18 protein-coding genes and 1 tRNA gene are annotated in these 24,030 nt (G+C 63.7%); 10 read left to right on the top strand and 9 right to left on the bottom strand.

Annotation, left to right across the window (positions count from 1 at the left end; all coding sequences use genetic code 11):
- Positions 1-2: 2 nt before the first annotated feature.
- Positions 3-1,004 (bottom strand): KpsF/GutQ family sugar-phosphate isomerase, encoded by a 1,002-nt coding sequence (locus FJ942_RS04585; RefSeq protein WP_140496281.1) that lies wholly within the window; start codon positions 1,002-1,004, stop codon positions 3-5.
- Positions 1,005-1,231: 227 nt separating this feature from the next.
- On the opposite strand from FJ942_RS04585, the gene FJ942_RS04580 reads away from it, so the two are divergent.
- Complete coding sequence (locus FJ942_RS04580) at positions 1,232-3,019, top strand: outer membrane beta-barrel protein (protein ID WP_181167716.1); 1,788 nt, start codon at positions 1,232-1,234, stop codon at positions 3,017-3,019.
- A 56-nt stretch (positions 3,020-3,075) separates the two neighbouring features.
- Here the strand turns inward: FJ942_RS04580 and galU are convergent, their stop codons facing one another.
- On the bottom strand, positions 3,076-3,990 hold the full coding sequence (gene galU, locus FJ942_RS04575) for a UTP--glucose-1-phosphate uridylyltransferase GalU (RefSeq protein WP_181165245.1): 915 nt from the start codon (positions 3,988-3,990) through the stop codon (positions 3,076-3,078).
- Positions 3,991-4,191: 201 nt separating this feature from the next.
- Between galU and FJ942_RS04570 the strand changes: the two genes are divergently transcribed.
- Positions 4,192-5,415, top strand: a complete 1,224-nt coding sequence (locus FJ942_RS04570) for a lytic murein transglycosylase (protein ID WP_140897286.1) — start codon at positions 4,192-4,194, stop codon at positions 5,413-5,415.
- Positions 5,416-5,442: 27 nt separating this feature from the next.
- Positions 5,443-6,672, top strand: a complete 1,230-nt coding sequence (locus tag FJ942_RS04565; protein WP_140897285.1) for a DUF459 domain-containing protein — start codon at positions 5,443-5,445, stop codon at positions 6,670-6,672.
- Positions 6,673-6,826: 154 nt separating this feature from the next.
- Here the strand turns inward: FJ942_RS04565 and FJ942_RS04560 are convergent, their stop codons facing one another.
- Positions 6,827-8,281, bottom strand: coding sequence for a glutamate synthase subunit beta (locus FJ942_RS04560; protein ID WP_140897284.1), 1,455 nt, complete (start codon positions 8,279-8,281; stop codon positions 6,827-6,829).
- Positions 8,282-8,423: 142 nt separating this feature from the next.
- Complete coding sequence (gene gltB, locus FJ942_RS04555) at positions 8,424-13,148, bottom strand: glutamate synthase large subunit (RefSeq protein ID WP_140897283.1); 4,725 nt, start codon at positions 13,146-13,148, stop codon at positions 8,424-8,426.
- A gap of 473 nt (positions 13,149-13,621) precedes the next feature.
- On the opposite strand from gltB, the gene FJ942_RS04550 reads away from it, so the two are divergent.
- Positions 13,622-14,674 (top strand): low specificity L-threonine aldolase, encoded by a 1,053-nt coding sequence (locus FJ942_RS04550; RefSeq protein WP_140513688.1) that lies wholly within the window; start codon positions 13,622-13,624, stop codon positions 14,672-14,674.
- A gap of 73 nt (positions 14,675-14,747) precedes the next feature.
- Here FJ942_RS04550 and FJ942_RS04545 read toward each other — a convergent pair whose 3' ends face one another.
- Positions 14,748-15,215: an Hsp20 family protein gene (locus tag FJ942_RS04545; protein WP_140496288.1), complete on the bottom strand. Its 468-nt coding sequence runs from the start codon at positions 15,213-15,215 to the stop codon at positions 14,748-14,750.
- Between the two features lie 469 nt (positions 15,216-15,684).
- Here FJ942_RS04545 and FJ942_RS04540 point away from each other — a divergent pair, with 469 nt between their 5' ends.
- Positions 15,685-16,665, top strand: coding sequence for an alpha/beta hydrolase (locus FJ942_RS04540; RefSeq protein ID WP_140897282.1), 981 nt, complete (start codon positions 15,685-15,687; stop codon positions 16,663-16,665).
- 283 nt (positions 16,666-16,948) lie between these two features.
- Positions 16,949-17,392, top strand: coding sequence for a hypothetical protein (locus tag FJ942_RS04535; RefSeq protein ID WP_140560301.1), 444 nt, complete (start codon positions 16,949-16,951; stop codon positions 17,390-17,392).
- 24 nt (positions 17,393-17,416) lie between these two features.
- On the opposite strand, the gene hisN is transcribed toward FJ942_RS04535, so the two are convergent.
- Together hisN and FJ942_RS04525 are read right to left on the bottom strand one after the other, a co-directional pair.
- Positions 17,417-18,190: a histidinol-phosphatase gene (gene hisN / locus FJ942_RS04530; RefSeq protein ID WP_140496291.1), complete on the bottom strand. Its 774-nt coding sequence runs from the start codon at positions 18,188-18,190 to the stop codon at positions 17,417-17,419.
- A gap of 382 nt (positions 18,191-18,572) precedes the next feature.
- Positions 18,573-19,514 (bottom strand): N-formylglutamate amidohydrolase, encoded by a 942-nt coding sequence (locus FJ942_RS04525; protein ID WP_140556542.1) that lies wholly within the window; start codon positions 19,512-19,514, stop codon positions 18,573-18,575.
- 164 nt (positions 19,515-19,678) lie between these two features.
- Here FJ942_RS04525 and FJ942_RS04520 point away from each other — a divergent pair, with 164 nt between their 5' ends.
- Together FJ942_RS04520 and FJ942_RS04515 are read left to right on the top strand one after the other, a co-directional pair.
- The gene (locus FJ942_RS04520; RefSeq protein ID WP_006199474.1) at positions 19,679-20,041 is read left to right on the top strand and encodes a response regulator; all 363 of its coding nucleotides are present in this window, start codon (positions 19,679-19,681) and stop codon (positions 20,039-20,041) included.
- A gap of 116 nt (positions 20,042-20,157) precedes the next feature.
- Positions 20,158-20,232 (top strand) — tRNA-Val (locus FJ942_RS04515).
- A gap of 689 nt (positions 20,233-20,921) precedes the next feature.
- Here the strand turns inward: FJ942_RS04515 and FJ942_RS04505 are convergent.
- Positions 20,922-21,245: a hypothetical protein gene (locus FJ942_RS04505; protein WP_224656141.1), complete on the bottom strand. Its 324-nt coding sequence runs from the start codon at positions 21,243-21,245 to the stop codon at positions 20,922-20,924.
- Between the two features lie 202 nt (positions 21,246-21,447).
- Between FJ942_RS04505 and FJ942_RS04500 the strand changes: the two genes are divergently transcribed.
- Both FJ942_RS04500 and FJ942_RS04495 read left to right on the top strand, forming a co-directional pair.
- Complete coding sequence (locus FJ942_RS04500; protein ID WP_140657337.1) at positions 21,448-21,807, top strand: hypothetical protein; 360 nt, start codon at positions 21,448-21,450, stop codon at positions 21,805-21,807.
- A 148-nt stretch (positions 21,808-21,955) separates the two neighbouring features.
- A complete protein-coding gene (locus FJ942_RS04495; RefSeq protein WP_140513694.1) occupies positions 21,956-23,191 on the top strand; it encodes an MFS transporter in 1,236 nt (411 codons plus the stop codon).
- Here FJ942_RS04495 and FJ942_RS04490 read toward each other — a convergent pair.
- Positions 23,178-24,023 (bottom strand): EamA family transporter, encoded by an 846-nt coding sequence (locus tag FJ942_RS04490; RefSeq protein WP_140496297.1) that lies wholly within the window; start codon positions 24,021-24,023, stop codon positions 23,178-23,180. The genes FJ942_RS04495 and FJ942_RS04490 overlap by 14 nt on opposite strands.
- Between the last annotated feature and the right edge of the window lie 7 nt (positions 24,024-24,030).

Below are 24,030 nucleotides of genomic sequence, written 5' to 3'. Positions count from 1 at the left end.
CCCTACGCAGCGCCGATGCGCAAAAGATCGTGCAGGTGGACGAGCCCGACGGGCTTGTTGCCCTCCACCACCATCAGGCTGGTGATGGCTGAATTGTTGATCGTCTGCAGTGCGGTCGCCACCAGCGTGTCCGGCGCCGCGGTCTTGGGAGATCTCGTCATCACCTGATCGACGGTCATCGCTGTCAGGTTGCTGCCTATGTGACGCCTGATGTCGCCATCGGTGACGATGCCGATCAGCGCGCCGTCGGCGGCGGTGACCGCCACGCAGCCGAAGCCCTTGCGCGACAACTCCAGGATCGCGTCCTGCATGCCGGTGCCCGAAACGACCAGCGGCAATCTCTCGCCGACATGCATGATCTCGCGGATCTGCATCAGGTTGGCGCCGAGCTGGCCGCCGGGATGGAAGGTGCGGAAATGATCGGGCGTGAAACCCCGCGCCTCGAGCAGGGCGATCGCCAGTGCGTCGCCCATCACCAGTTGCAGCAGTGCCGATGTCGTCGGCGCCAGGCCATGCGGGCAGGCTTCCGGCGCACGCGGCAGCAAAAGCACGACATCGGCGGCGCGCGCCAGCGCCGATGTCTCACCGGACGTGATTGCAATGAGCGGGATGGAGAAGCGCCTGGAATAGGCGACGATGCCCATCATCTCCTTGCTTTCGCCCGACCATGACATGGCGATGATGGCATCGTCCCTGGCGATCATGCCGAGATCGCCGTGATTGGCTTCAGCGGGGTGGACGAAAAAGGCCGGCGTTCCGGTCGAGGCCAGGGTCGCGGCGATCTTCGAGCCGATATGGCCGCTTTTGCCGACGCCGGTGACGATGACCCGGCCTTCGATCCTCGAGATCATGTCGACCGCTTCGGCAAAGGGCTTCGCCAGCCCGTTTTCGAGCGCCTCGGCCAGCGCTGCCACTCCCGCCTGTTCGGTCGCCACCGTTCTTAGCGCCGAAGCGATCGAGGCCTGTCTGTCCAACGGCTTCTTGTCGAGGGATCGCGCATCCATGGCCGATGCGATTAGCGCTTTGTGCCGCGCCTGTCCAACGGAAATGCCTCCCCCGACCGTCTAGGAGAGCGGTTCGAATGAACGAAGCGCAAGGTCACGAATGTCGAGGCCTGGAACAATGAGCGCTTGGAAAAGCAATCGCCCCCCGCCTCAACCCTCCGTTAACCATCCCCATTTACGGTTCGGTAAGTATGGCGCGCGCTCGCGCCGCGCAAGCAGTGGTGGCGATGTCCGGGGCCCAGTCAGAAAAGACGAGAAGGCGAAAGAGCAAGGCTGCCTGCGCCTTGCTGCTGGCGACCAGCATCTTCGGCCTGCCGCGACCGACGCTGTCCTTCGCCCAGGAAACGGAGCTGCGCGGCGAGGTCTCGGAATCGGCGATCCTGTCCGACCAGCAGCGCAAAGCGAGACTGGCCGCCATAGCCGGTCAGGGTCAACAGCAGCCAGCGAATGCCGCCGGTCAGGACGACACGCCGTCGCGCACCTATCTGCCCGCCAGCGCCGGCGCTGCTCCTGACGATAGCGGTGCCGCCTCGCCCACTGGCAGCATCTTCGACCCGCCGGCGGCCGGTGACGACGTGACCGCCGACAATCCGCCTCCGCCCAAACCACGCCGGCCATCGGCCACCGGGCAGGCCAATGCGGACAAGGCCGCCGACAGGGCGAAGACAAAGAAAAAGAACACCACCGCGACGACCGACGCGACCACGACCGCCAGCACGGCCGACGATGCCGACGCCACCGTCACCGGCACCGGCACCGGCACCGACCAGGAGACCGCCAACCGCCGCGCCGTCACGATCGACAGCGTCGACCGGCAGCAGCTCGATCCGGGCGCCGAACGCACCGCTTCCATCGAAGGGCAGAAGAAGAAAATCGAGGACGATCCGTTCGCCGCTCCAGGCATCAAATGGGGCTCCTTCGTCATAAGGCCGACGCTGGAGCAGGGCCTGACCGCCACCTCGAACGGCGATTCCAGCAGTGCCGGCAAAGCGGCGCTGCTGTCCGAGACGGCACTGCGCTTTTCCGCCGCCTCCGACTGGCGCGAGAACTCCGCGACCATTGATGGTTATGGCCTCTTCCGCGAGACCGTCTCGGGCTACCCGGTTCACAATGAGCAAGGCCGCATCGAAGGCCAGCTCAATGTCGACCTCGACAACGAGCAACGCGCCGTCGCCAAGCTCGGTTACGAGGCCGTGCCGGAATCGGCCTCGTCGCCCGACGCCATTGCAGGCGTCAGCAAGCAACCGCTGCGCCAGACCATCGACGGCAGCCTCGGCATCGAAAAGGACGTCGGCAAGGCGCAATACACTTTGACCGGCGCGGTCTCGCACGACTTCTATGGCGATGCCAAGCTTTCTGACGACACCTCGCTGTCGCAGAAGGATCGTAACTCCACGCTTTATACGGCGACCTTGCGCACCGGCTACGAAATCTCCCCTGCCCTTACGCCTTTCACCGAAATCGAGCTCGGGCGCAGGGCCTATGATCAACGCTTCGACAATGAAGGTTTCGAGCGTTCATCAACGCGGCTTGGTGCCCGCGCCGGCCTCGAGCTCGACATGGGCGAGAAGCTCGCCGGCGAGTTCTCGGCCGGCTGGCTGCGGGAAGCGATCGACGACGACCGCCTGGGGGCGATCGCGGGTGCCACCGTGGACGCCGACCTGAAATGGTCGCCCGAACGCGGCACCACGATCGGCCTGACCGGGCGGACCACGGTCGAGCCCACGACCACCGCAGGTGAAAGCGGCGACATCCTCTATTCCGGCCGCCTCACGGCCGAACGCCAGATCCGCGCCAACCTGACCGGCAATGCCGCGCTGGGCCTGGACTGGCGCGATTATATCGGCATAGACGGCCATGACAGGGTGCTGAGCGCCGAAGCCGGGCTGACATGGTGGCTGAACCGCTATGCCGGCCTCACCACCCGCGCCAGGACCGAGAAGCTCACCAGCAACCTGCCTGGCCGCGACTACACCGCCAACAGCATCTATCTCGGCTTGAAGGTGCAGCGGTAAGCGCGGGCCGCTAAGCTGCGTGCCGCATCCGAGACATCGGCCAGACAGCGCCTCCCTTAAAGCGCCGCCACAACGTCCTCCGAAGGCGCCATCTCGTCGAGAAGCCTGCGGATAACGCCGGCCATGCTCTGGTTCATGTCGTTGCGCCAGAGCGCGAAGGCCACATTGGCCTCGACGAACCCTTCCGGCGATCCGCAATCGAAGGTGCGGCCCTGAAAGTGGTAGCCGTAGAAGGGCTGCTGCTTCTCCAGCTTCAGCATTGCGTCCGTGAGCTGGATCTCGTTTCCGGCGCCCTTCTCCTGGCCTTCGAGGATTTTGAAAATCTCGGGCTGCAATATGTAGCGGCCATTGATGTAGAGATTGGAGGGCGCGGTGCCGGTCTTCGGCTTTTCCACCATCTCGGTGATGCGGAAGCCATGATGGGTGGCTTCGCCCCGGCCGACGATGCCGTATTTATGGGTTTCGGCGGGATCGCATTCCTGAACCGCGATGATGTTGTTGCCGGTCTCGGCATAGAGGTCGACCATGTCCCTCATACAGCTCTTTTCCGACTGCATGATCATGTCGGGCAACAACAGCGCGAACGGCTCGTCGCCGACCAGTTCGCGCGCGCACCAGACGGCATGGCCAAGTCCGAGCGGCACCTGCTGGCGAGTGAAGCTGGTCTGTCCCGGCCCGGGCTGCAGCCGCTGCAGCCTGGCGAGCTGGTCGTCCTTGCCACGCTGGGCGAGCGTGTCATAGAGCTCGAACTGGATATCGAAATGATCCTCGATGACCGCCTTGTTGCGCCCGGTGACGAAGATGAAATGCTCGATGCCTGCCTCGCGCGCCTCGTCCACCACGTATTGGATGACGGGCCGGTCGACGACGGTAAGCATTTCCTTGGGGACGGCCTTGGTGGCCGGGAGAAACCGCGTGCCGAGACCTGCGACCGGGAAAACTGCCTTGCGAACTCTCTTCATGCCTTCAATTATCCGTTTGCAGGCCGGCTCCGCAATCCCGCCCCGCGACATTTTCACGCCGGAATTGAGGATTATCGGGCGGATGAAGGGAAACTTGCACCGGTAGAAGCATCGAGGCGCCTTTTCGTTCCAGGGGCGGCCTATGGTAAACCAATTCCTAACCTGGTTCGGCGATGAATGGTCTTTCCCAAGACGGAGAAGGAGGAAAAGATGTCCGTTCACAATGCCGCAAAGCGTTTCACCAGCGTCATGACGGCCGCCAGCCTCTCGCTCGCCATGCTGATGCCTGCCGGGCCGGCCTTCGCCGATGCCGGCTTCCGGCAATGGGTCGCCGGCTTCCGCGCCACCGCGGTGCAGGGGGGCGTTTCCGGCGCCGTCTATGACCGCGCCTTCAGGGGCATCGACGAACCCGATCCGGTGGTGCTGGAAAAAGCCCGAACCCAGCCGGAATTCACCGCGCCCGCCTGGGATTATTTCGACAACCGCGTCCACGACCAGTCGGTCGCGGTCGGCCAGCAGATGGCCAGGAAATGGAAGCCGTGGCTGGACAGGATCGAGGCGAGGTTCGGCGTTGACCGCAACGTCCTGCTGGCCATCTGGTCGATGGAATCCAACTATGGCGAGATCCTCAAGCGCGACGACATCATGCGCAATGTCGTCCGCTCGCTGGCGACCCTGGCCTATGGCGATCAGAAGCGGTCGAAATATGCCCGCACGCAACTGGTCGCCGCACTTAAGATCCTCCAGACCGGCGACATCGACGAGAGCCACCTCATGGGTTCCTGGGCGGGCGCCATGGGCCAGACCCAGTTCATCCCGACCAGCTACCAGCACTATGCCGTGGACATGGACGGCAACGGCAAGCGCGACATCTGGAATTCCATTCCCGATGCGCTGGCGACATCAGCCAATCTGCTCAAGAAGAATGGCTGGCAGGCCGGCAAGACCTGGGGCTACGAGGTGGCCTTGCCGGCCGGCAAGCTGCCCGCAGGCTCCAGGACGCTGGCGCAATGGCAGGCGCTCGGCGTGGTCAGGGCGAGCGGCAAGCCGTTCAGGAACCTCAGCGACAAGGCGACGTTGAAAGTACCGGATGGCCGCGGCGGCCCCGCTTTCCTGATGATCAGGAATTTCTCGGTCATCAAGGCCTACAACAATGCCGACAAATACGCGCTCGCCGTTGGCCTTCTTGCGGACGAGATCGCCGGTTCCAGCGGCCTCGTACAGGACTGGAAACGGCCTTTCACCAAGCTGACGTTCGAGGAAAGGCAGGAATTGCAGAAGCGGCTCTCCCAGCACGGCCTTTATGACGGCAAATTCGACGGCAAGATCGGCGACGGGTCGAAGTCGGCCATCATGGCCTATCAGGCAAAGGTCGGCTTGACCCAGGACGGCTATCCGAGCATGGAAGTGCTAAAATGGCTCAGGCAAAAATAGGGCCTGTCATGAACTGAGGAGGAGCGATTGGCTTGGGCTGCGCGCATCGGGACCTTCATTCCCCGCATGCTGGTGCTGTTCCTGGCCGTCGCCGTGCTCGCCGTCGCCATGGCAGGCGCCTTCCATGCGCCCGCCATGGCGCAGGAGCAGCAAGGCCGCGGCTGGTCATTGCGTGACCTTCTGTTCCCGCGCCGCAGCGAGCGGATCGAGCCGCCGCTGGACATCCAGAAACCAAGGCCCAGGCCCAAGGCAAAAAAGCCGCGCGCGCCGCGTCCGCCCGCGGAACCGGAAATCCCGATCGCCGAGAAGGCGCCGGACGCCCGGGTCGTCCTGGTGGTCGGCGATTTCATGGCGGCCGGGCTCGCCGAAGGTCTAGATACCGCCTTTGCCGAGAATACCGGCGTCAGGATCGTCGTTCGCTCCAATGGCTCGTCGGGCTTCGTGCGCGATGATTTCTACAATTGGCCGGAACAGATCAAATCGTTGATAGAGACCGAAAAGCCCGCCGCCGTGGTCGTGATGCTGGGTTCCAACGACCGCCAGCCGATGAAGGTGGGGGATGTGCGCGAGCAGCCCCGTTCCGAGACCTGGACCAAGGAATACGAACGTCGCACCGAAGCGTTCGGCAAGGCCATCGCCACGGCTAAGGTGCCTTTCCTGTGGGTCGGCATGCCGGCGTTCAGGGTTTCGAAGATGACATCCGACATGCTCGCCTTCAACGACATCTACCGTCAGGCGGCCGAAAGCCATGGCGGCGAATTCGTCGATATCTGGGATGGATTCGTCGACGAGAACGGCGCCTTCGTCACCAGTGGCCCCGACATCAACGGCCAGCCCGTGCGGCTGCGCTCCGATGACGGCATCAACATGTCGAAGGCCGGCAAGCGCAAGCTCGCCTTCTATACCGAAAAGCCGTTGATGAAGGTCCTGGGCCTGGCCGCGCCGGGAAGCGTCGCCCCGACCGCTGCTCCTGCCGGCGCGCCGGTCGAGGCGCCGGCGCCGGCCGCCGCTCCCATCGTCATTGACCGCACCGCGCCGATGCTGCTCAGCGATCCGGCGCTCGACGGCGGCACGGAACTGCTCGGCGCCGGACCGCCCGCGAAGGCCAACCCGGGCCTGCCCGGCGAAAAACTGGTGGTCGAGGGCAAGGCGCCGGTGGCTTCGCCCGGCCGCGCCGACGATTTCGCCTGGCCGCCGAAGACAAATCCGGCAGCCGCGGCCGCCGCGGCTGGCACGACGACGGCCATCACTCCTTAGCAGCGCGGAGGGCCGAAACCGGTTTTCGGAACCCGCTGCTGCGAGCCATAGGATGGCGTTTTCAAGAACCGGAGCGAGCGTACTTTTTGGGTACGGGAGCACCGGAAGCGCAGAAAACGCCTTATGGCCGCAGCAGTAGAGTTTCCAAACGGGCTCAGCGGGGCAGGACGCTCGAACCCATCAATGCCTCGTCGATCGAACGCGCCGCCTGCCGACCCTCGCGGATCGCCCAGACCACCAGCGACTGGCCCCGACGCACGTCACCCGCGGCATAGAGCCTGTCGACGCTGGTCCGGTAGTCGCGGTCATTGGCCTCGACATTGCGGGAGCGCCGGCTGTCGGTGACGATCTTCATCTCACCTTCCAGTTCAGACACCACGCCGGCCATGGCCGGCCCGGCAAAGCCGATGGCGATGAAGGCGAGATCGGCGCGGATGACGAACTCGGTGCCGACGATCGGTCGGCGCTTGTCGTCGACCTCGCAGCATTTGACACCGGTCAGCTGGCCTTCCTCGCCGATGAATTCGAGTGTCGCCACCTGGAATTCGCGCTCGGCGCCCTCGGCCTGCGAGGAGGAGGTGCGCATCTTGGTCGCCCAGTAGGGCCAGACGGCGAGCTTGTCTTCCTTCTCCGGCGGCTGCGGACGGATGTCGAGCTGCGTGACGCGCACGGCGCCTTGGCGGAAGGCGGTGCCGATGCAGTCGGAAGCGGTATCGCCGCCGCCGACGACGACGACATGCTGGCCGCTGGCGATGATCGGGTGCGACGGCCACGCCACCGACTGGATCGGCTCGCCGCCGACACGCCGGTTCTGCTGCACGAGATAGGGCATCGCGTCATAGACGCCGCCGAGATCGTCGCCGGGGATATTGGCCGCGCGCGGGGTCTCGGATCCGCCGCAATAGAGCACCGCGTCATGCTCGGCGAGCAGTTCGGCCACGGGCTTGTCGATGCCGACATTGACGCCGCAATGGAAGGTCACGCCTTCGCCCTGCATCTGCTCGATGCGACGATCGATATAGTGCTTCTCGATCTTGAAGTCCGGAATGCCGTAGCGCATCAGCCCGCCTGGCCGGCTTTCGCGCTCGTAGACATGGACATCATGGCCGGCGCGGCCGAGCTGCTGGGCGGCGGCCATGCCGGCCGGGCCGGAGCCGATGACGGCGACGCGCTTGCCCGTCTTCCTCTCCGGCGGATAGGGCCTGATATGGCCGTTCTCGTAGGCCTTGTCGGCGATCGCCTGCTCGACCGTCTTGATGGCCACCGGAATGTCCTCGAGGTTCAGCGTGCAGGCTTCCTCGCAAGGCGCGGGGCAGATGCGGCCGGTGAATTCGGGGAAATTGTTGGTCGAATGCAGGTTGCGGATCGCATTGTCCCAGTCCCTGTTATAGACGAGGTCGTTCCAGTCCGGGATCTGGTTGTGGATCGGGCAGCCGGTCGGCCCGTGACAGAACGGGATGCCGCAGTCCATGCAGCGCGCGGCCTGTTTCTCGACCTCCTTGTCCGACATCGGCAGCGTAAACTCGCGGAAATGCCGGATGCGGTCGGAGGCCGGCTGGTACTTGTGCACCTGCCGGTCGATCTCGAGAAAGCCTGTTACCTTGCCCATAGTCCAGTTCCTGCTGTCCAGATGGTGCGGTTTTCGCCGCACCCGTTAACCTCTTCAGGCAGCCGTGGCAACCTTCCGCGAGAGGTCAAATTATCAGTGACATGGAGCCGGGAAGCCTGGGCTTCCCGGCCTTTGCGAAGATCTATTCGGCCGCCACGCTCATGCGCATGCGTTCCATCTCGATCAGCGCGCGGCGGTATTCGACCGGCATGATCTTGCGGAATTTCGGCCGGAACGCCGCCCAATTGTCGAGGATCTCGCGGCCGCGCACCGAACCCGTATAGTGCACGTGGTTCGAGATCAGCTGATAGAGCCGCTCCTCGTCATGGCTGGTCATGTCACCCGAGACGTCGACGCGGCCCTTGTGGTCGAGGTCGCCGCCATGATGCAGCAGCTTTTCCATCAGGTCGTCTTCTTCCGGCACCGGCTCCAGCTCGACCATGGCCATGTTGCAGCGCTCGGCGAAATCGCCCGCCTCGTCCAGCACATAGGCAACGCCGCCCGACATGCCGGCGGCGAAGTTGCGGCCGGTCTTGCCGATGACGACGACGATGCCGCCGGTCATGTATTCGCAGCCATGGTCGCCGACGCCCTCGACGACGGTGACGACGCCCGAGTTGCGCACCGCGAAGCGCTCGCCGGCGACACCGGCAAAATAGGCCTCGCCTTCGGTAGCGCCATAGAGCACCGTGTTGCCGACGATGATGGACTCGGCCGCGACGATCTTGGCTTCATCCGGCGGCCGGATGATGATGCGGCCGCCCGACAGGCCCTTGCCGACATAGTCGTTGCCGGCGCCGACCAGCTCGAAGGAGATGCCGCGCGCCAGGAAGGCGCCGAAGGACTGGCCGGCGGTCCCGGTCAGCTTCACCTGGATCGTATCCTCGCGCAGGCCCTTGTGCTTGAAGCGCTTGGCCACCTCGCCCGACAGCATGGCGCCCGCCGAACGATCGACATTGCGGATGTCGACCTCGATCTTGACCGGCTGCTTGGCCTCCAGCGCCGGCTTGGCCAGCTCGATCAGCTTGCGGTCGAGCACGTCGTCGATCGGGTGCTTCTGCCGCTCGGTCCAGTGCACCGCCTCATGTGGCGCATCGGGCTTGTAGAACATCTTCGAGAAGTCGAGCCCGCGCGCCTTCCAATGCTGGATCACGTCGCGCTTTTCCAGGAGATCGGCGTCGCCGATGATCTGGTCGATATGGGTGAAGCCCATTTCGGCAAGCAGCCCGCGCACCTCTTCAGCGACATAGAAGAAGAAGTTGATGACGTGCTCGGGCGTGCCCTTGAAGCGCTTGCGCAGCACCGGATCCTGCGTCGCCACGCCGACCGGGCAGGTGTTGAGATGGCATTTGCGCATCATGATGCAGCCGGCCGCGATCAGCGGCGCGGTCGAGAAGCCGAACTCGTCGGCGCCGAGCAGCGCGCCAATGATGACGTCGCGGCCTGTGCGCAATCCGCCATCGACCTGCAGCGCCACGCGCGACCTGAGACCGTTGAGCACCAGGGTCTGGTGCGTCTCGGCAAGGCCCATCTCCCACGGGCTGCCGGCATGCTTGAGCGACGTCAGCGGCGAGGCACCCGTGCCGCCATCGTAGCCCGAGATGGTGATGTGGTCGGCGCGCGCCTTGGCGACGCCCGCCGCGACCGTGCCGACCCCGACCTCCGACACCAGCTTGACCGAAATGTCGGCCGCCGGGTTGACGTTCTTCAGATCGTAGATCAGCTGCGCCAGATCCTCGATCGAATAGATGTCGTGATGCGGCGGCGGCGAGATCAGGCCGACGCCGGGCGTCGAGTGCCGGACCTTGGCGATGGTGGCGTCGACCTTGTGGCCGGGCAACTGGCCGCCCTCGCCGGGCTTGGCGCCTTGCGCCACCTTGATCTGCATGACGTCGGAGTTGACGAGATATTCGGCCGTCACGCCGAACCGTCCGGAAGCGATCTGCTTGATCGCCGAACGTTCGGGGTTCTTGCCGCCGCCGGGCAGCGGCAGATAGCGGTCTGCCTCTTCGCCGCCCTCGCCAGTGTTCGACTTGCCGCCGATGGCGTTCATGGCGCGCGCCAGCGTCGTATGCGCTTCCCTGGAGATCGAGCCGAACGACATCGCGCCGGTCGAGAAACGCTTGACGATCTCGGCCGCCGGCATGACGTCGTCGAGACGGACCTTCTTGCGGCCGGTATCTTCCGCCAGCCTGATCTTGAACAGGCCACGAATGGTCTGCGCGCGCGCCGTCTCGCTGTCGATCTGCGCGGAATACTCCTTGAAGGTCTCCCAAGACCCCTGACGCACGGCATGCTGCAAGGTGGCGACCGCGTCGGGCGACCACATATGCGCCTCGCCGCGCATGCGGAACAGGTATTCGCCGCCGACATCCAGGCTGTTGCGCAGCACCGGATCGTTGCCGAAACCATCCGTATGACGCCTGAACGTCTCCTCAGCGATCTCGTCCAGCCCGACGCCTTCGATCAGCGTGGCGGTGCCGGTGAAATACTTCTCCACGAAATCGGTCTTCAGCCCGATCGCGTCGAAGATCTGCGCGCCGCAATAGGACTGGTAGGTCGAGATGCCCATCTTCGACATCACCTTGAGGATGCCCTTGCCGATCGACTTGATGTAGCGCGACACGACTTCGTAGGCGTCGACCTCTTCCGGCAATTCGCCGCGCTTGTGCATGTCGAGCAGCGTGTCGAAGGCGAGATAGGGATTGATCGCTTCGGCGCCGTAACCGGCGAGGCAGCAGAAATGATGCACTTCGCGCGGCTCGCCGGATTCCACGACGAGCCCGACCGAAGTACGCAGCCCCTTGCGGATCAGATGATGATGCACCGCGGCCGTGGCCAGAAGCGCGGGAATGGCGATGCGGTCCGGCCCGAGCTGGCGGTCGGACAGGATGATGATGTTGTAGCCGCCGGCGACCGCCGCTTCCGCCCGCTCGCACAGCCGATCGATGGCGCCCTGCATGCCGGCCGCGCCCTCGATCGAGGCATAGGTGATGTCGATCGTCTTGGTGTCGAACCGATCCTCGGTGTGGCCGATGGAGCGGATCTTTTCGAGATCGCCATTGGTCAGGATCGGCTGGCGCACTTCCAGCCGCTTGCGGCGCGAACTGCCGACCAGGTCGAAAATGTTGGGCCGCGGGCCGATGAAGGACACCAGGCTCATCACCAGTTCCTCGCGGATCGGATCGATCGGCGGATTGGTGACCTGGGCGAAGTTCTGCTTAAAATAGGTGTAGAGCAGCTTCGATCTGTCCGACATTGCCGAGATCGGCGTGTCGGTGCCCATCGAACCGACGGCTTCCTGGCCTGTGGTGGCCATCGGCGACATCAAGAGCTTGGTGTCTTCCTGGGTGTAGCCGAACGCCTGCTGGCGGTCGAGCAGGCTGACATCCTTGCGCAGCGCGCGCGGCTCGACCGGCTTCAGGTCCTCCAGGATGAGCTGCGTATTGGCGAGCCAGGTCTTGTAGGGATGCCTGGTGGCGATCTCCGACTTGATCTCCTCGTCGGAAACGATGCGGCCCTTGGCAAGATCGATCAAGAGCATGCGGCCGGGCTGCAGCCGCCACTTCTGGACGATCTTTTCCTCCGGCACAGGCAGCGCGCCGGCCTCCGACGCCATGATGACCCGGTCGTCGTCGGTGACGATGTAGCGCGCTGGCCGCAAGCCGTTGCGGTCGAGCGTGGCGCCGATCTGGCGCCCGTCGGTGAAGGCGACCGCGGCGGGCCCGTCCCACGGCTCCATCAGCGCCGCGTGGTATTCGTAGAAGGCCTTGCGGTCGGCGTCCATGAGCTTGTTGCCGGCCCAGGCTTCCGGGATCAGCATCATCATGGCGTGGCTGAGGCTGTATCCGCCCTGGAACAGGAACTCGAGCGCATTGTCGAAACATGCGGTGTCGGACTGGCCCTCATAGGAGATCGGCCAGAGCTTGGAGATGTTGTTGCCGAACAGCTCCGAATCCACCGACGCCTGGCGCGCCGCCATCCAGTTGTTGTTGCCGCGCACGGTGTTGATCTCGCCATTGTGCGCGACCATGCGATAGGGATGCGCCAGCTTCCACGAGGGGAAGGTGTTGGTGGAGAAGCGCTGGTGGACCAGGATCAGCGCCGTTTCGAAGCGCGGATCGGACAGGTCCTTGTAATAGGCTCCGACCTGATAGGCCAGGAACATGCCCTTGTAGACGATGGTGCGCGCCGACAGCGACACGCAGTAGGCGCCGATGTCCTTGTTGTCGTTCTCGGCGTAGATGCGGCCCGATATGACCTTGCGCAGCAGATAGAGCCTGGCCTCGTACTCCTCGTCGTCGGGAATGTCGGCCGTGCGTCCGATGAAGACCTGCCGGTGGAACGGCTCGGATGCCACGATATCCGGGGCCTTGGAGAGCGACGAATTGTCGACCGGCACGTCACGGAAGCCGAGCAGCGGCAGCCCCTCGGACTGCGCCGATTCGGCAATGATGTCCTCGACATGGGCGCGCAGCGCGGCATCCTGCGGCATGAACCAATGGCCGACGCCATACTGCCCCGCCGGCGGCAGCTCGACGCCCTGCGCGGCCATCTCCTCGCGGAAGAAGCCGTCGGGAATCTGCACCAGCACGCCCGCGCCGTCGCCCATCAGCGGATCGGCGCCGACGGCGCCGCGATGCGTCAGGTTTTCGAGCATGGAAAGCCCGTCCTCGACGATCGTGTGCGACTTCGCGCCCTTCATGTTGACGATGAAGCCGACACCGCAGGCATCGTGCTCGTTGCGCGGATCGTAAAGGCCCTGGGCGGTCAAACCGGTGCGGCGGGTATTGGCCAGGGTTTTGACGGCTGCCGCTTTCGTCTGCGCGGCCTTGCCGTTCGTCGCAGCGTGCGTCAATTCCGTCATCGTCCTGTCCTCCATTCCGCGTCCTTGCGGGCGCTGGTTTGCCTCGGGAAGCGCATTGCTTCCCCTTCATCCTTACGGCACGTCTTGCGAAATCCTTGCCGAACCATGCGGCTCGCCGCGCGGTTCGCATCCGGTATCGTACAGGCCAGAGCACGGCCGTCCACCTGTCGCTCGCGGCAAAAGCCGGAGAGGCTTAGAATACGCCAATCCAGCCTGTTTTGCGCGACAAAATAAGACAGCACTACTGTCCTAAATTTTTATGGCAGAAAAGCCGGGCGCATACAAGACCGATTCACAAAAAACTTCGGCGTTCCGCGACACAAAGCTTCGTGAAATACCCGCTAAACGCAAGCTTCCGTCCCTGCCGGTTTTCGGCAGCTCGCTGGCTTTACCCGTTTTCTGGCGTCTGGCCCTTGCGAGCCAGCCATGAAACCGGTCAAGGTTGCAGCGATTTTCCCAGCACAGGCAGATGCATGTTCTTCGCTTCCGACAATTGGGCAGGCGCCCACCCCAACATCGCCTCCGGCCTCTCGGCCCACGCCGGCGGCTTTTCCACTGCCTATGGCGATGGCGCGCTCGACCAGGCCGTCTGCCAGCGCTTCAGCGAAATCTTCGAACGCGAGGTTGCGGTGTTCTTCGTGGCCACCGGCACCGCCGCCAATTCGCTGGCGCTGACCGCCTACAACAAGCCCGGCGGCATTTCCTTCGCTCATCGCGAATCGCATGTCATCGAAGATGAGTGCGGCGCACCGGAATATTTCTCCGGCGGCTCGCGGCTGCATGCCGTCGATGGCGCGCTGGGCCGGATCGATCCGCACAATCTGGAAACGGCGATCGGCCGTTTCGCCGGCGAGGTGGTCCATTGGGGCCGGCCGATGGCGGTCTCGATCACCCAGTCGACGGAGGTCGGCACGGTCTACGGCCTGCATGACATCGCCGCGATCTCGGCCATCGCGCGGCAACATTCCGTGCCATTGCATATGGACGGCGCCCGCTTTGCCAATGCACTGGTCGCGCTCGACACGACGCCCGCCGAAATGACCTGGAAAAGTGGCGTCGACATACTGTCTTTCGGCGGCACCAAGAACGGCTGCTGGTGCGCCGAGGCGATCGTGCTGTTCGATCTCGAGCGTGCCCGGGAATTGGCCTTCCTGCGCAAGCGCGCCGCCCAGCTGTTTTCCAAATCGCGCTTTATCGCGGCACAGTTCGAGGCTTATTTCCGCGACGGCCTGTGGCTCGACACCGCCAGGCACGCCAATGCCATGGCTGCCCGCCTTGCCGCGGCGATCGAGGATTCCCAGACGGCGAAACTGGCTTGGCTGCCGCAAGCGAACGAGGTTTTCGCGGTGATGAAAAAGGCTGAAGCGGACAGGCTGCAGGCGGCGGGTGCTGTTTTCTACGACTGGCACAAGCCGCATGGCTTCGAAGGCCATATCGGCGAGGACGAATTGCTCTATCGCTTCGTCACCAGTTTTGCGACGACGTCAGAGGAAGTCGACCGCTTTGGCCAGTTGATCGCCGGGTAATTGCTGTTCCCGGCAAATAAAAAAGAAGCGGCGCCTTTCGGCGCCGCTTCCGTCTCGGGAGGAGACTTAGGGATTACGCAGCGGTCTTGGCCTCGATCTGCTTGGCCTTGGCCGGAGCCGAAGTGATCGCGATCTTGCGCGGCTTCAGTTCCTCGGGGATGTTGCGCTTCAGGTCGACAAAGAGCAGGCCGTTCTTCAGCGTGGCGCCCACGACCTCGACGTGGTCGGCAAGCTGGAAGCGGCGCTCGAAGGCCCTGGAGGCAATGCCGCGATAGAGCAGTTCGGAACCCTCGCCGGTGCCCTCATCCTTGCGCTCGCCTTTCACGGTCAGCACATTGCGGTGGGCCTCGATCGAGATCTCCTCGTCCGAGAAGCCGGCGACAGCCATCGAGATGCGGTAGGCATCCTCACCGGTGCGCTCGATGTTGTAGGGCGGATAGGTCTGCGCGCCATCGGGCTGCGCAAGGGAATCAAGCATGGTGAAGAGACGGTCGAAGCCGACGGTCGAGCGATAGAGCGGGGAAAAATCAACGTGACGCATGGTGTGTTCTCCTGTTGAGCAACAAGGCTTGCGTTTGGCCGGTGCGAAACCCGTGAGCGGCGTTCCGGTTTGACCAGCGGCCCCGACATTGGCGGCCGCAACCCACATTTGGGGAGCGGGCAAAGCCATTTCAAGATTTTGCCTCCCGGCAAAAATCGAGGATGAACGGCAGATGAACCGGCGCTTTTGCGCGCGTTCAGACAGCCGCCGCTAGACTGCTTTCGACATCAAGGACAAGCGGCGCCGGATTTGGATGGACCGGGCGCCGCGACGAGGCCGAACCGGGTGCAACGTCCCTTCCTCCCGGATCGACAGGGGCCGGAAGCGCGCTCATAGCGGCTTCCGGCCTTCCCTGTTGCCGATCCGACGCTCCCGGAATTCCTTTGCTTTTGGCCCATGGACGGCTATCAACCTTGGCGAGGCCGGCCACGACAGGCAGGCATGCGAGACGCCGAGCACGAAGCGCCGAATGACGGATCTCCCTTTTCACGAAACTCCCCTTTTTCATGAAACTGAGGGCAACCCGCGACCGGAAAACGCCACCGGCGGCTTTTTTACGGCACGCGACGGCAAGAAGATACGCTATGGCCTGTTCGCCGCGGTCGCCCGCCCGATGAAGGGCACCGTGGTGCTGCTGTCCGGCCGCAACGAGTGCATCGAGAAATATTTCGAAACCATCCGCGACCTTGCGGCGCGCGGTTTTGGCGTCGCCACGCTGGACTGGCGCGGCCAAGGCGGCTCCGACCGGCTGATCCGTGATCGCCAGCGCGGCTATATCAGGTCCTTCCGCGACCACACGGCCGACCTTGAACAGTTCTTCGAGGAGATCGTGCTGCCGGACTGCCGCGGGCCGTACTACATCCTTGCCCATTCGGCCGGCGCCGTGATCACGCTGCTTGCTTCGCCCTCCATGGTCAACCGCGTGCGGCGCATGGTGCTGATCGCGCCGTTCTTCACCTTGCCCGACCTGCCCGTCTCGATCCGGACGGTCCGCCGCGTCTGTTCGCTGTTTTGTGCCCTGGGCCTTGGCCGGCTTTACGCCGCCTGGGGCCCACGGCCGAAGGTTACCGCTCCCTTCGACACCAACAAGGTAACGACGGATCCGGAACGTTACCGGCGCAACACCAGGATCTACGAGGATCACCCGCAACTGGCGCTTGGCGGCCCGACGATCCGCTGGCTGAGAGCGGCTGCCGAAGCCGCGGAAGTGGTAAGCGATCCCGAATTCATGGCCCGCATCCGGGTCCCCCTGCTGGTCATCGCCGCCGGTGCCGACCAGGTCGTCTCGACCAAGGCCGTGGAAGCCTATGCCAGGCGTCTGCGCCTCGGCTCGCTGCTCATGATCGACGGCGCGCGTCACGAGATCCTGCAGGAGGCCGACATCTACCGCGAGCAATTCCTCGCCGCCTTCGACGCTTTCATTCCCGGCAGCGACGACCCGACGGCCTGAGGGCGCGTATTGCCGAGCCGGCGCCGGTTCCGGCTCATGCTTGGCGAAAACTCCATGATCCGGTTGGTCCCCAGGTCGCTCGCTATCCGCTGACAACGCCCGTTCCCAGCGCCCGCGTCTTGCGCGATCAATGTCGGACGATGATCGCGCCGACGCCTCGGCAATTCTAACGGCTACGCCTGCCTCCTGCTCAACCGGAGGCAACTTGACGCCAGTTCCCGTTCGGGGCCCGAGCGCTAGTTACCGTCCGCAGAGGTCAGTCGACGGATCGGGAGGAGCGGCCATGAACGCATCGGACACGCTGCCACGCCAGGGGCATCGCCTGCTGCAGCTCGGCATCGCCCTCCTGCTGTTTTCGTCAGTCGAAGGGTTCGCCATCCCATACCTCGCCGCACCGCGGCTCGGATTGTCGGTTCACACGCTCGGTGCCTTGCAAGGCGTCCTGCTGCTGGTTTTGGGTCTCGTCTGGTCCAGGCTCAATCTCGGCGTCGCGATGTCGCGGATTGCGTTCTGGTTCCTGATCTATTCAGCCTTGGCCATCCTGGCAGCCTATGTGATGGCCAGCCTCTGGGGAGCCGGCAACGAGACGATGCCGCTGGCGGCAGGAGCCGCGCATGGAAGCGCCTTTCAGGAGTACGCGATCAAAGCCATCGCCTATTCGTCCGCGCCGACCGGCCTCATCGCTTTCGCGCTCATTCTATGGGGCCTGCGTCTCTCGGACGCCTAAAGCGCATCGCGGCGAAACGGATGCTCAGCCGCGCAGGGCCGCCATCGCCGCCGCATGGAGTTCGGGCGTCGCCGCCGCCAATATGTCGCCGCCATTCTCGGCCGGCCCGCCGTCGAAGGTAGTGACCACGCCGCCCGCCTTCTCGATGATGGGGATCAGCGCCACGATGTCATAGGGCTTCAGTCCGGGATCGGCGACGATGTCGACGCTTCCCGCGGCGACCATGGCGAAGGCGTAGCAGTCGGTGCCATAGCGAGCGAGTTGTACCTGCTTCTCGAACTGGTCGTAGCGCAGGCGTGCCTCGCCCTGGAACAGCGCCGGCGTCGTGGTGAACAGCGTTGCTTCAGCAAGGCTCGTCGTCTTGCGTGTGACCAGTTTGCGCGGCCCGCCCGGCCCCTCATAATGGGAGCCGGAGGCGTTGGCGTAGAAGAGCTCGCCGGTGAAGGGCTGCGACATCAATCCGGCAACGGCATCGCCCTCCACCGTCAATCCGACCAGCGTCCCCCACACCGGCAGGCCGGAGATGAAAGCGCGCGTGCCGTCGATCGGATCGATTACCCAGACATGCCTGCTGGAAATATTCTCGCTTCCGTGTTCCTCGCCGAGAATGCCATGGTCCGGATATTGCGCCGATATCAGCGCCCGGATGGCGCGCTCGGCTTCGCGATCGGCTTCGGTGACCGGATCGAAGCTGCCCTTTTCCTTGTTGGCGACCGCGCCCTGGCTGCGGAAGCGCGGCAAGGTTTCCGCCGCCGCCGCTTGCGCGATGCGGCGCATGAAATCGATGCTGATGTCCAACTGATTCTCCCGCATTGCAGCATGGCCGAGCCCACGTGTGCCGCCAGTTCCGCGCCAAGACAAGGGTGTTCCAGGATTTTTCGCCGCGCCGACTGTTGCCAGAATAACACGCCGGCGCCACCGAAGCGCAATTTCCACATCACTCTGAATTAAAAAAGCCGGTAGGTCGCTTGACATTTGTGCAGCGCACCATACCCTTGATCTCGGACAGGGTTTCCTGTCCATGCCCTCCTTGGGCGTTTCCTCCCTAGACTTCGACCGTATCGTGCGAACGATGCGGTCTTTTTTTCGCCGCCAGTTCCAATCCCCGCCAATCCCGATCCATGTCGCCCAGAACTATGCGGCGGTTGTGGATGGCGCCATCAATGAAACCGGGCTCTGTTCACTCCGCGGCCAGCGGCAGATCCATGAAATGGTGGTCGGGCATGGCCATCAGGTCGGCCGAAAATCGCGCCAGGTCGTCGGCCAGCGCATCGAAGCCCGCCGCTTTCTCGAATGTCCGCTCATTCATATAGAGCCCGCGATTGACCTCGATCTGCAGCGCATGGAGATGGCGCGCCGGGCGACCGTAGTGTTCGGTGATGAAGCCGCCGGCATAGGGCTTGTTGTGGGCGACGGTATAGCCCATGGCGTTGAGCAGGCCGATTGCGGTCTCGGTCAATGCCGCGGTGGCCGAGATGCCGAAGCGGTCACCGATGATGAAATCGGGCCGCAGGCCGTTGTCGCCGACGCGGATGCTCGCCGGCATCGAGTGACAGTCGATCAGCACGGCAAAGCCGAAACGCGCGTGGGTTCGCGTCAACAGCCGTTTCAGCGTCTCATGATAGGGTTTGTAGACCGCCTCGATGCGGGCGACCGCTTCGGCCAGCGGAAGGCGGCCGGAGTAGATGTCGAGGCCTTCACCGACCAGCTTCGGAACGGTGCCGAGCCCGCCGGCCACGCGCGCGGAACGGATGTTGCAGAAGGACGGCACCGGCTCGGCGAACATGCGCGGATCGAGTTCCCACGGCTCGCGGTTGACGTCGAGATAGGCACGCGGGAAATTTGCCGCGAGCATCGGCGCGCCAAGCGCCACCGCGCCGCCGAACAGCTCGTCGACATAGCAGTCCTCGGACCGGCGAATGGCGTTGCGGTCCAGCCTCGCCATGGCGAGGAAGCGCTCCGGATAATGTCGCCCGCTGTGGGGTGAGTTGAAGAGGAAGGGGACGCGCTGCTCGGCGCCCGACCGGATTTCGAAGGGGGGAACGACCGAAAAATCCTCGGCTGCCGTCTTCAATTTGAACGAACCCGAAAACACCAATGCATCATAGGATGAAAGTGCCACCTTGAGGGCCGCATGTCCAGCATTTCAGCGCCGGCACCGCCTTTCCGAATGCGGATTATGCTGCGCCTCGTTCACTTGATGTTTACCCTCGCCTCCTCATATACAGGATGGTTAACGGCCCTGCTTTTCGGCAGAGTTCGGGCGGGTGATTCGGACGGGATATCATGGCACGCATTCTTCTGGCGGAAGACGACGACGATATGCGTCGCTTCCTCGTCAAGGCGCTGGAGCGCGCCGGTTACCAGGTCAGCGACTTCGACAACGGCGCCAGTGCCTATGAGCGGCTGCGCGAGGAACCGTTCTCGCTGCTTTTGACCGATATCGTCATGCCGGAGATGGACGGCATCGAGCTGGCCCGCCGCGCCACCGAGATCGATCCCGACCTCAAGGTCATGTTCATCACCGGTTTCGCCGCCGTTGCGCTGAACCCGGATTCCAAGGCGCCGAAAGACGCCAAGGTGCTGTCGAAGCCGTTCCATCTGCGCGACCTCGTCAACGAGGTCGAGAAGATGCTGCAGGCGGCCTGAGCCGTTTTTGCCCAAGGCATCGGCGACTATCGGCCGGTGCGGCAAAACGGAGCCTTCTTTCCCCTTTCCTGCTATTGACGCGCCGGATCAAAAATGGTGTATGCGCGGCTTCGGATGGGCGTGTAGCTCAGCGGGAGAGCACTGCATTGACATTGCAGGGGTCACAGGTTCAATCCCTGTCACGCCCACCATCCTTTCAAAGACTTAGTCTCTTGTGCCGATTGGCACAGAACGGCACAAAACGCCCACTGAGCTCCTGAATGGTGCCCTTGAGTATTCCGATGCGGCCGATCCGTGACAGCTTGTGTGTTACGCCCGATATGGCGGGGTCAAGAAAAAAGCCGAACGGAACAACCAGCGCCGTGAGAAGTTAGCCGGCACGCTTCCCTCCGCCCTCCGTCGGCTCAATAGCCCCGTTTGCGCTCGCGGGGCGGGGTTTCTGCGTTTTGGGCATCTACCTCCAATTGCCGACCGAATCGCTCTTTCGGGTGACTTTCTTAAAGGAGTGAACTGTTCAAATCTGGAGTCTCTCTAAGCGGGAGGAACGGATGGGCAGCGATTTCGAGGCCGCACGACGACACCTGAAGCGCGCGCGTCAGTGCCTTCATGGCGATGATCACGTGAGCAGAGAAACGGTTGAGAGAATCGATGAAATGATCATAGCCCTGGCCGCGGAGGAGTGCTCTTCGTTTGGCTCCCTCTTCCCCTTCGGCCATCGAACGACGCGGAACTCTGAGGCCGCCTCGTCCAAGGCATAGCTCTACCTGCCGAAGGCAAACACTCGCGGTCCGTCGAGGCCCCGCTGGCTCCGTCCGGCCGGCTCTTCTGTAGACTTGATGAAAAGGCCGGAGCCAACAACCGCTCCGGCCCTGTTCCGTCGTCAGTCATTGCAGCTGTCGTCGGCCTTTGCCGCCGCGGTCTTGCCGCCATGCTGCTGCGCCTCGATATCCTGCTGCGATGTTGCGAGATTCTTGTCACCGCCGCCTTCCGCCCCCGCCAACGGCATTGTGCTGCCATCCTTGGCGGCCGGTTTGCCGGCACTATCCTTGGCCTTCGGAGTTTCCAAGGGCGCGTGGGTACCATCTTTCGAAATACCGGCAGTCTGTTGGGTGTCGGCGCCCGTGTTGGCAGCCGACTTGTCCGGACATGCCGCGATTGCAGAGCCCGCAGAAAACGACACCGCAAGCGCGATTACCAAAGCCATTTTCATCATGCTCGTCCTTCTGTTTGAGTGCCCTGCGGGTGAAACTAACGGCGCTTTTCTTTGTTCCGGGCCGGGCCGTATGTCGTCATCGACGCACCACAACCGGCACGCTGATGCCACGGCGACGGCGCCAGATACTCCACGGAAGCGTTCGCCGACTCCCTTGTTATGCGGCCGAAGGGATACTCACCAGGAGTGAATGATGAAACGACTTCTTCTCGCTTCCGCCGTAATGATTCTTTCCGGCGGCCTTGCCCTGGCGCAATCGACCAATACGACGTCGAGCGGCTCCTCCTCCACGACGACAACGATGCCGACGGATCAGAACACGGACTCGACCACGACCAAGTCGACCAACTCCGCTAAGGATTGCGCACCGGGCCAACAGACAGGCAGCGCCAAGGAGTCAGCTCCCGGTCAGCAGGATACCAGCGCCAAGTCCGCGGCCCTGGCCAGATGGAAACGACGACGGAAGGTTGCTGACCGCATTGCCACTGATGTCTCGACTCGCAACCTTGGCCTCCAGGTGCCTCGCGTCAGTTGGAACCACCTGCTGGGCTGATAGCCCGTCGGCTTCGGCCGGCGGGTGTCCAATGAATGCGGCTGTGGACTCGGTGACCCCCTACGCAAACGTGACCAAGTTCTCTGAAAAGTGACTGACGATTGTCCGCCTCGACGCGATAACGTTCCTCGACATCAGGAGGAACGCCTTGAAGCTCAATTCGCAGCAGAAGAAAACCGTCCTTGCCTCATTCCTGGGCTGGACGCTCGACGCTTTCGATTTCTTCCTTCTGACATTCCTGCTCACCGACATTGCGTCTGAATTCCAGACCGACGTCCCGGCGGTGTCAAAGGCGCTTTTCCTGACCCTTGCGACGCGCTTCATTGGCGCGTTCTTCTTCGGCACGTTGGCAGACAAATTCGGGCGCAAGCCCATCCTGATGCTCAACATCGTCAGTTATTCCGTGATCGGCGCTTTGGCCGCCTTCTCGCCCAATCTCGGCATATTCCTGGCGCTGCGCGCACTGTTCGGCATCGCCATGGGCGGCGAATGGGGACTTGGCTCCTCGCTTGCCATGGAATCCATCCCGCCCAGCGCCCGCGGCATGGTCTCGGGCATCCTGCAATGCGGCTATCCGGCCGGCTACCTCCTAGCGGCGGTCGTCTATGGCCTGCTCTATCACCAGACGATCGGCGGCTACACGATCGGCTGGCGCGCCATGTTCCTGCTCAGTTTCATCCCGGCCCTGATCGTCCTTTTCATCCGCTCACATGTTCCGGAATCGCCGGCCTTCGTCGAGGCGCGGAAGACCGCAAGGCCCGGCATGCTGGAGACACTGCAAAAGCACTGGGGCGTCGCCCTCTATGCGGTCGTGCTGATGATGTTCTTCAACTTCTTCAGCCACGGCACGCAGGATCTCTACCCGACATTCCTGAAGAAGCAGCATGGTTTCGACCCGCACACGGTGAGCTGGATCACCATCGTCGCCAACATTGGCGCCATCGTCGGCGGTCTGGCGTTCGGCGCGCTGTCCGAGAAGATCGGCCGCGTCAATGCGATCACGCTCGCCTGCCTGATTGCCTTGCCGTCCATCCCGCTATGGGCCTACAGCTCGACGCCCTTCATGCTGGCCATCGGCGCCTTCGTCATGCAGGTCGCGGTCCAGGGCGCCTGGGGCGTCATTCCGGTGCACCTCAACGAGCTCTCGCCCGGCGCGGTGCGCGCGACCCTGCCCGGCTTCATCTACCAGGCCGGCAATCTCGCAGCCTCCTATGGCGGTCCCTATCAGGCGGGCATAGCCGAGGCTCCCGGAGGCAGCTATGGCTACGCGTTGGCGCTATTCGCCGGCGTGGTCGCCGTCTGCATCATCATCGTCATCCGCTTCAGTCCGGAACGGCGCGGCCAGGTGATGACCGTGCTGGACCACGACGTCAGCCGAGTCTGAGCGCCACGACGCCGGCGACGATGCTGAGCGCGGCGGCGCCGCGCCAGCCTGTCATCTTCTCGCCGAGCGCGAACACCGAGATCACCATGGCGAACAGGATGGAGGTCTCGCGCAGCGATGCCACCGAGGCGATCGGCGCCTTGGTCATCGCCCACATGACGATCCAGTAGGCAGCGCCGCTCAGCACGCCGGTGAACAGCCCCGCTTTCCAGTCCCGCGCCAGCACCGGCAAGGCCCGCGGTCCACGGAAGATCAGGCACAGCACCAGCGCTCCAAGCGCATCGCACACGAACAGCCAGGCGGCATAGCTCTGCGCCGTGGCCGCCAGCCGCGCCCCGCTGCCGTCGGACAGTGTGTAGCTGGCGATGAAGATCGAGGTCCCCAGCGCAAAGCCGACCGCGCGCAGGTTCAATCGTTCCAGATGCGCGCCGCCGCGAAACGACATCACCAGCGTGCCGGCCGACAGCAAAAGAATACCCAGAATGGCGAGCGGCGCCGGCACTTCGGCGACCACGAACATACCGCCAAGCGCCGCCAGCAAGGGCGCGGTGCCGCGCGCCAGAGGATAGGTCTGGGCGAAGTCGCCGGCCTGGTAAGCGCCGATCAGGAAGGTCCGGTAGCCCATGTGGAAGACGACGGAGGCAATGATATAGAGCCAGACTTCCGCCCTCGGCACCTCGACGAAGGGAAGTGCGAAAAGCGCGGCAAATCCCATGCCAAGCGTCATCAGGGTGATCGACAGGAAGCGGTCGAGATGGACCTTGACCAGCGCATTCCAGATCGCGTGCATGGCGGCCGCCGCAAGCACCGCGAAGAAGACGAAAAGCGTCATTTGGGCC

It is taken from the genome of Mesorhizobium sp. B2-4-2, assembly GCF_006442845.1.
Taxonomy (GTDB): domain Bacteria; phylum Pseudomonadota; class Alphaproteobacteria; order Rhizobiales; family Rhizobiaceae; genus Mesorhizobium.
The sequence above is the reverse complement of the archived record's forward strand: the minus strand, read 5'-3'. Positions and strand labels throughout refer to the sequence as shown.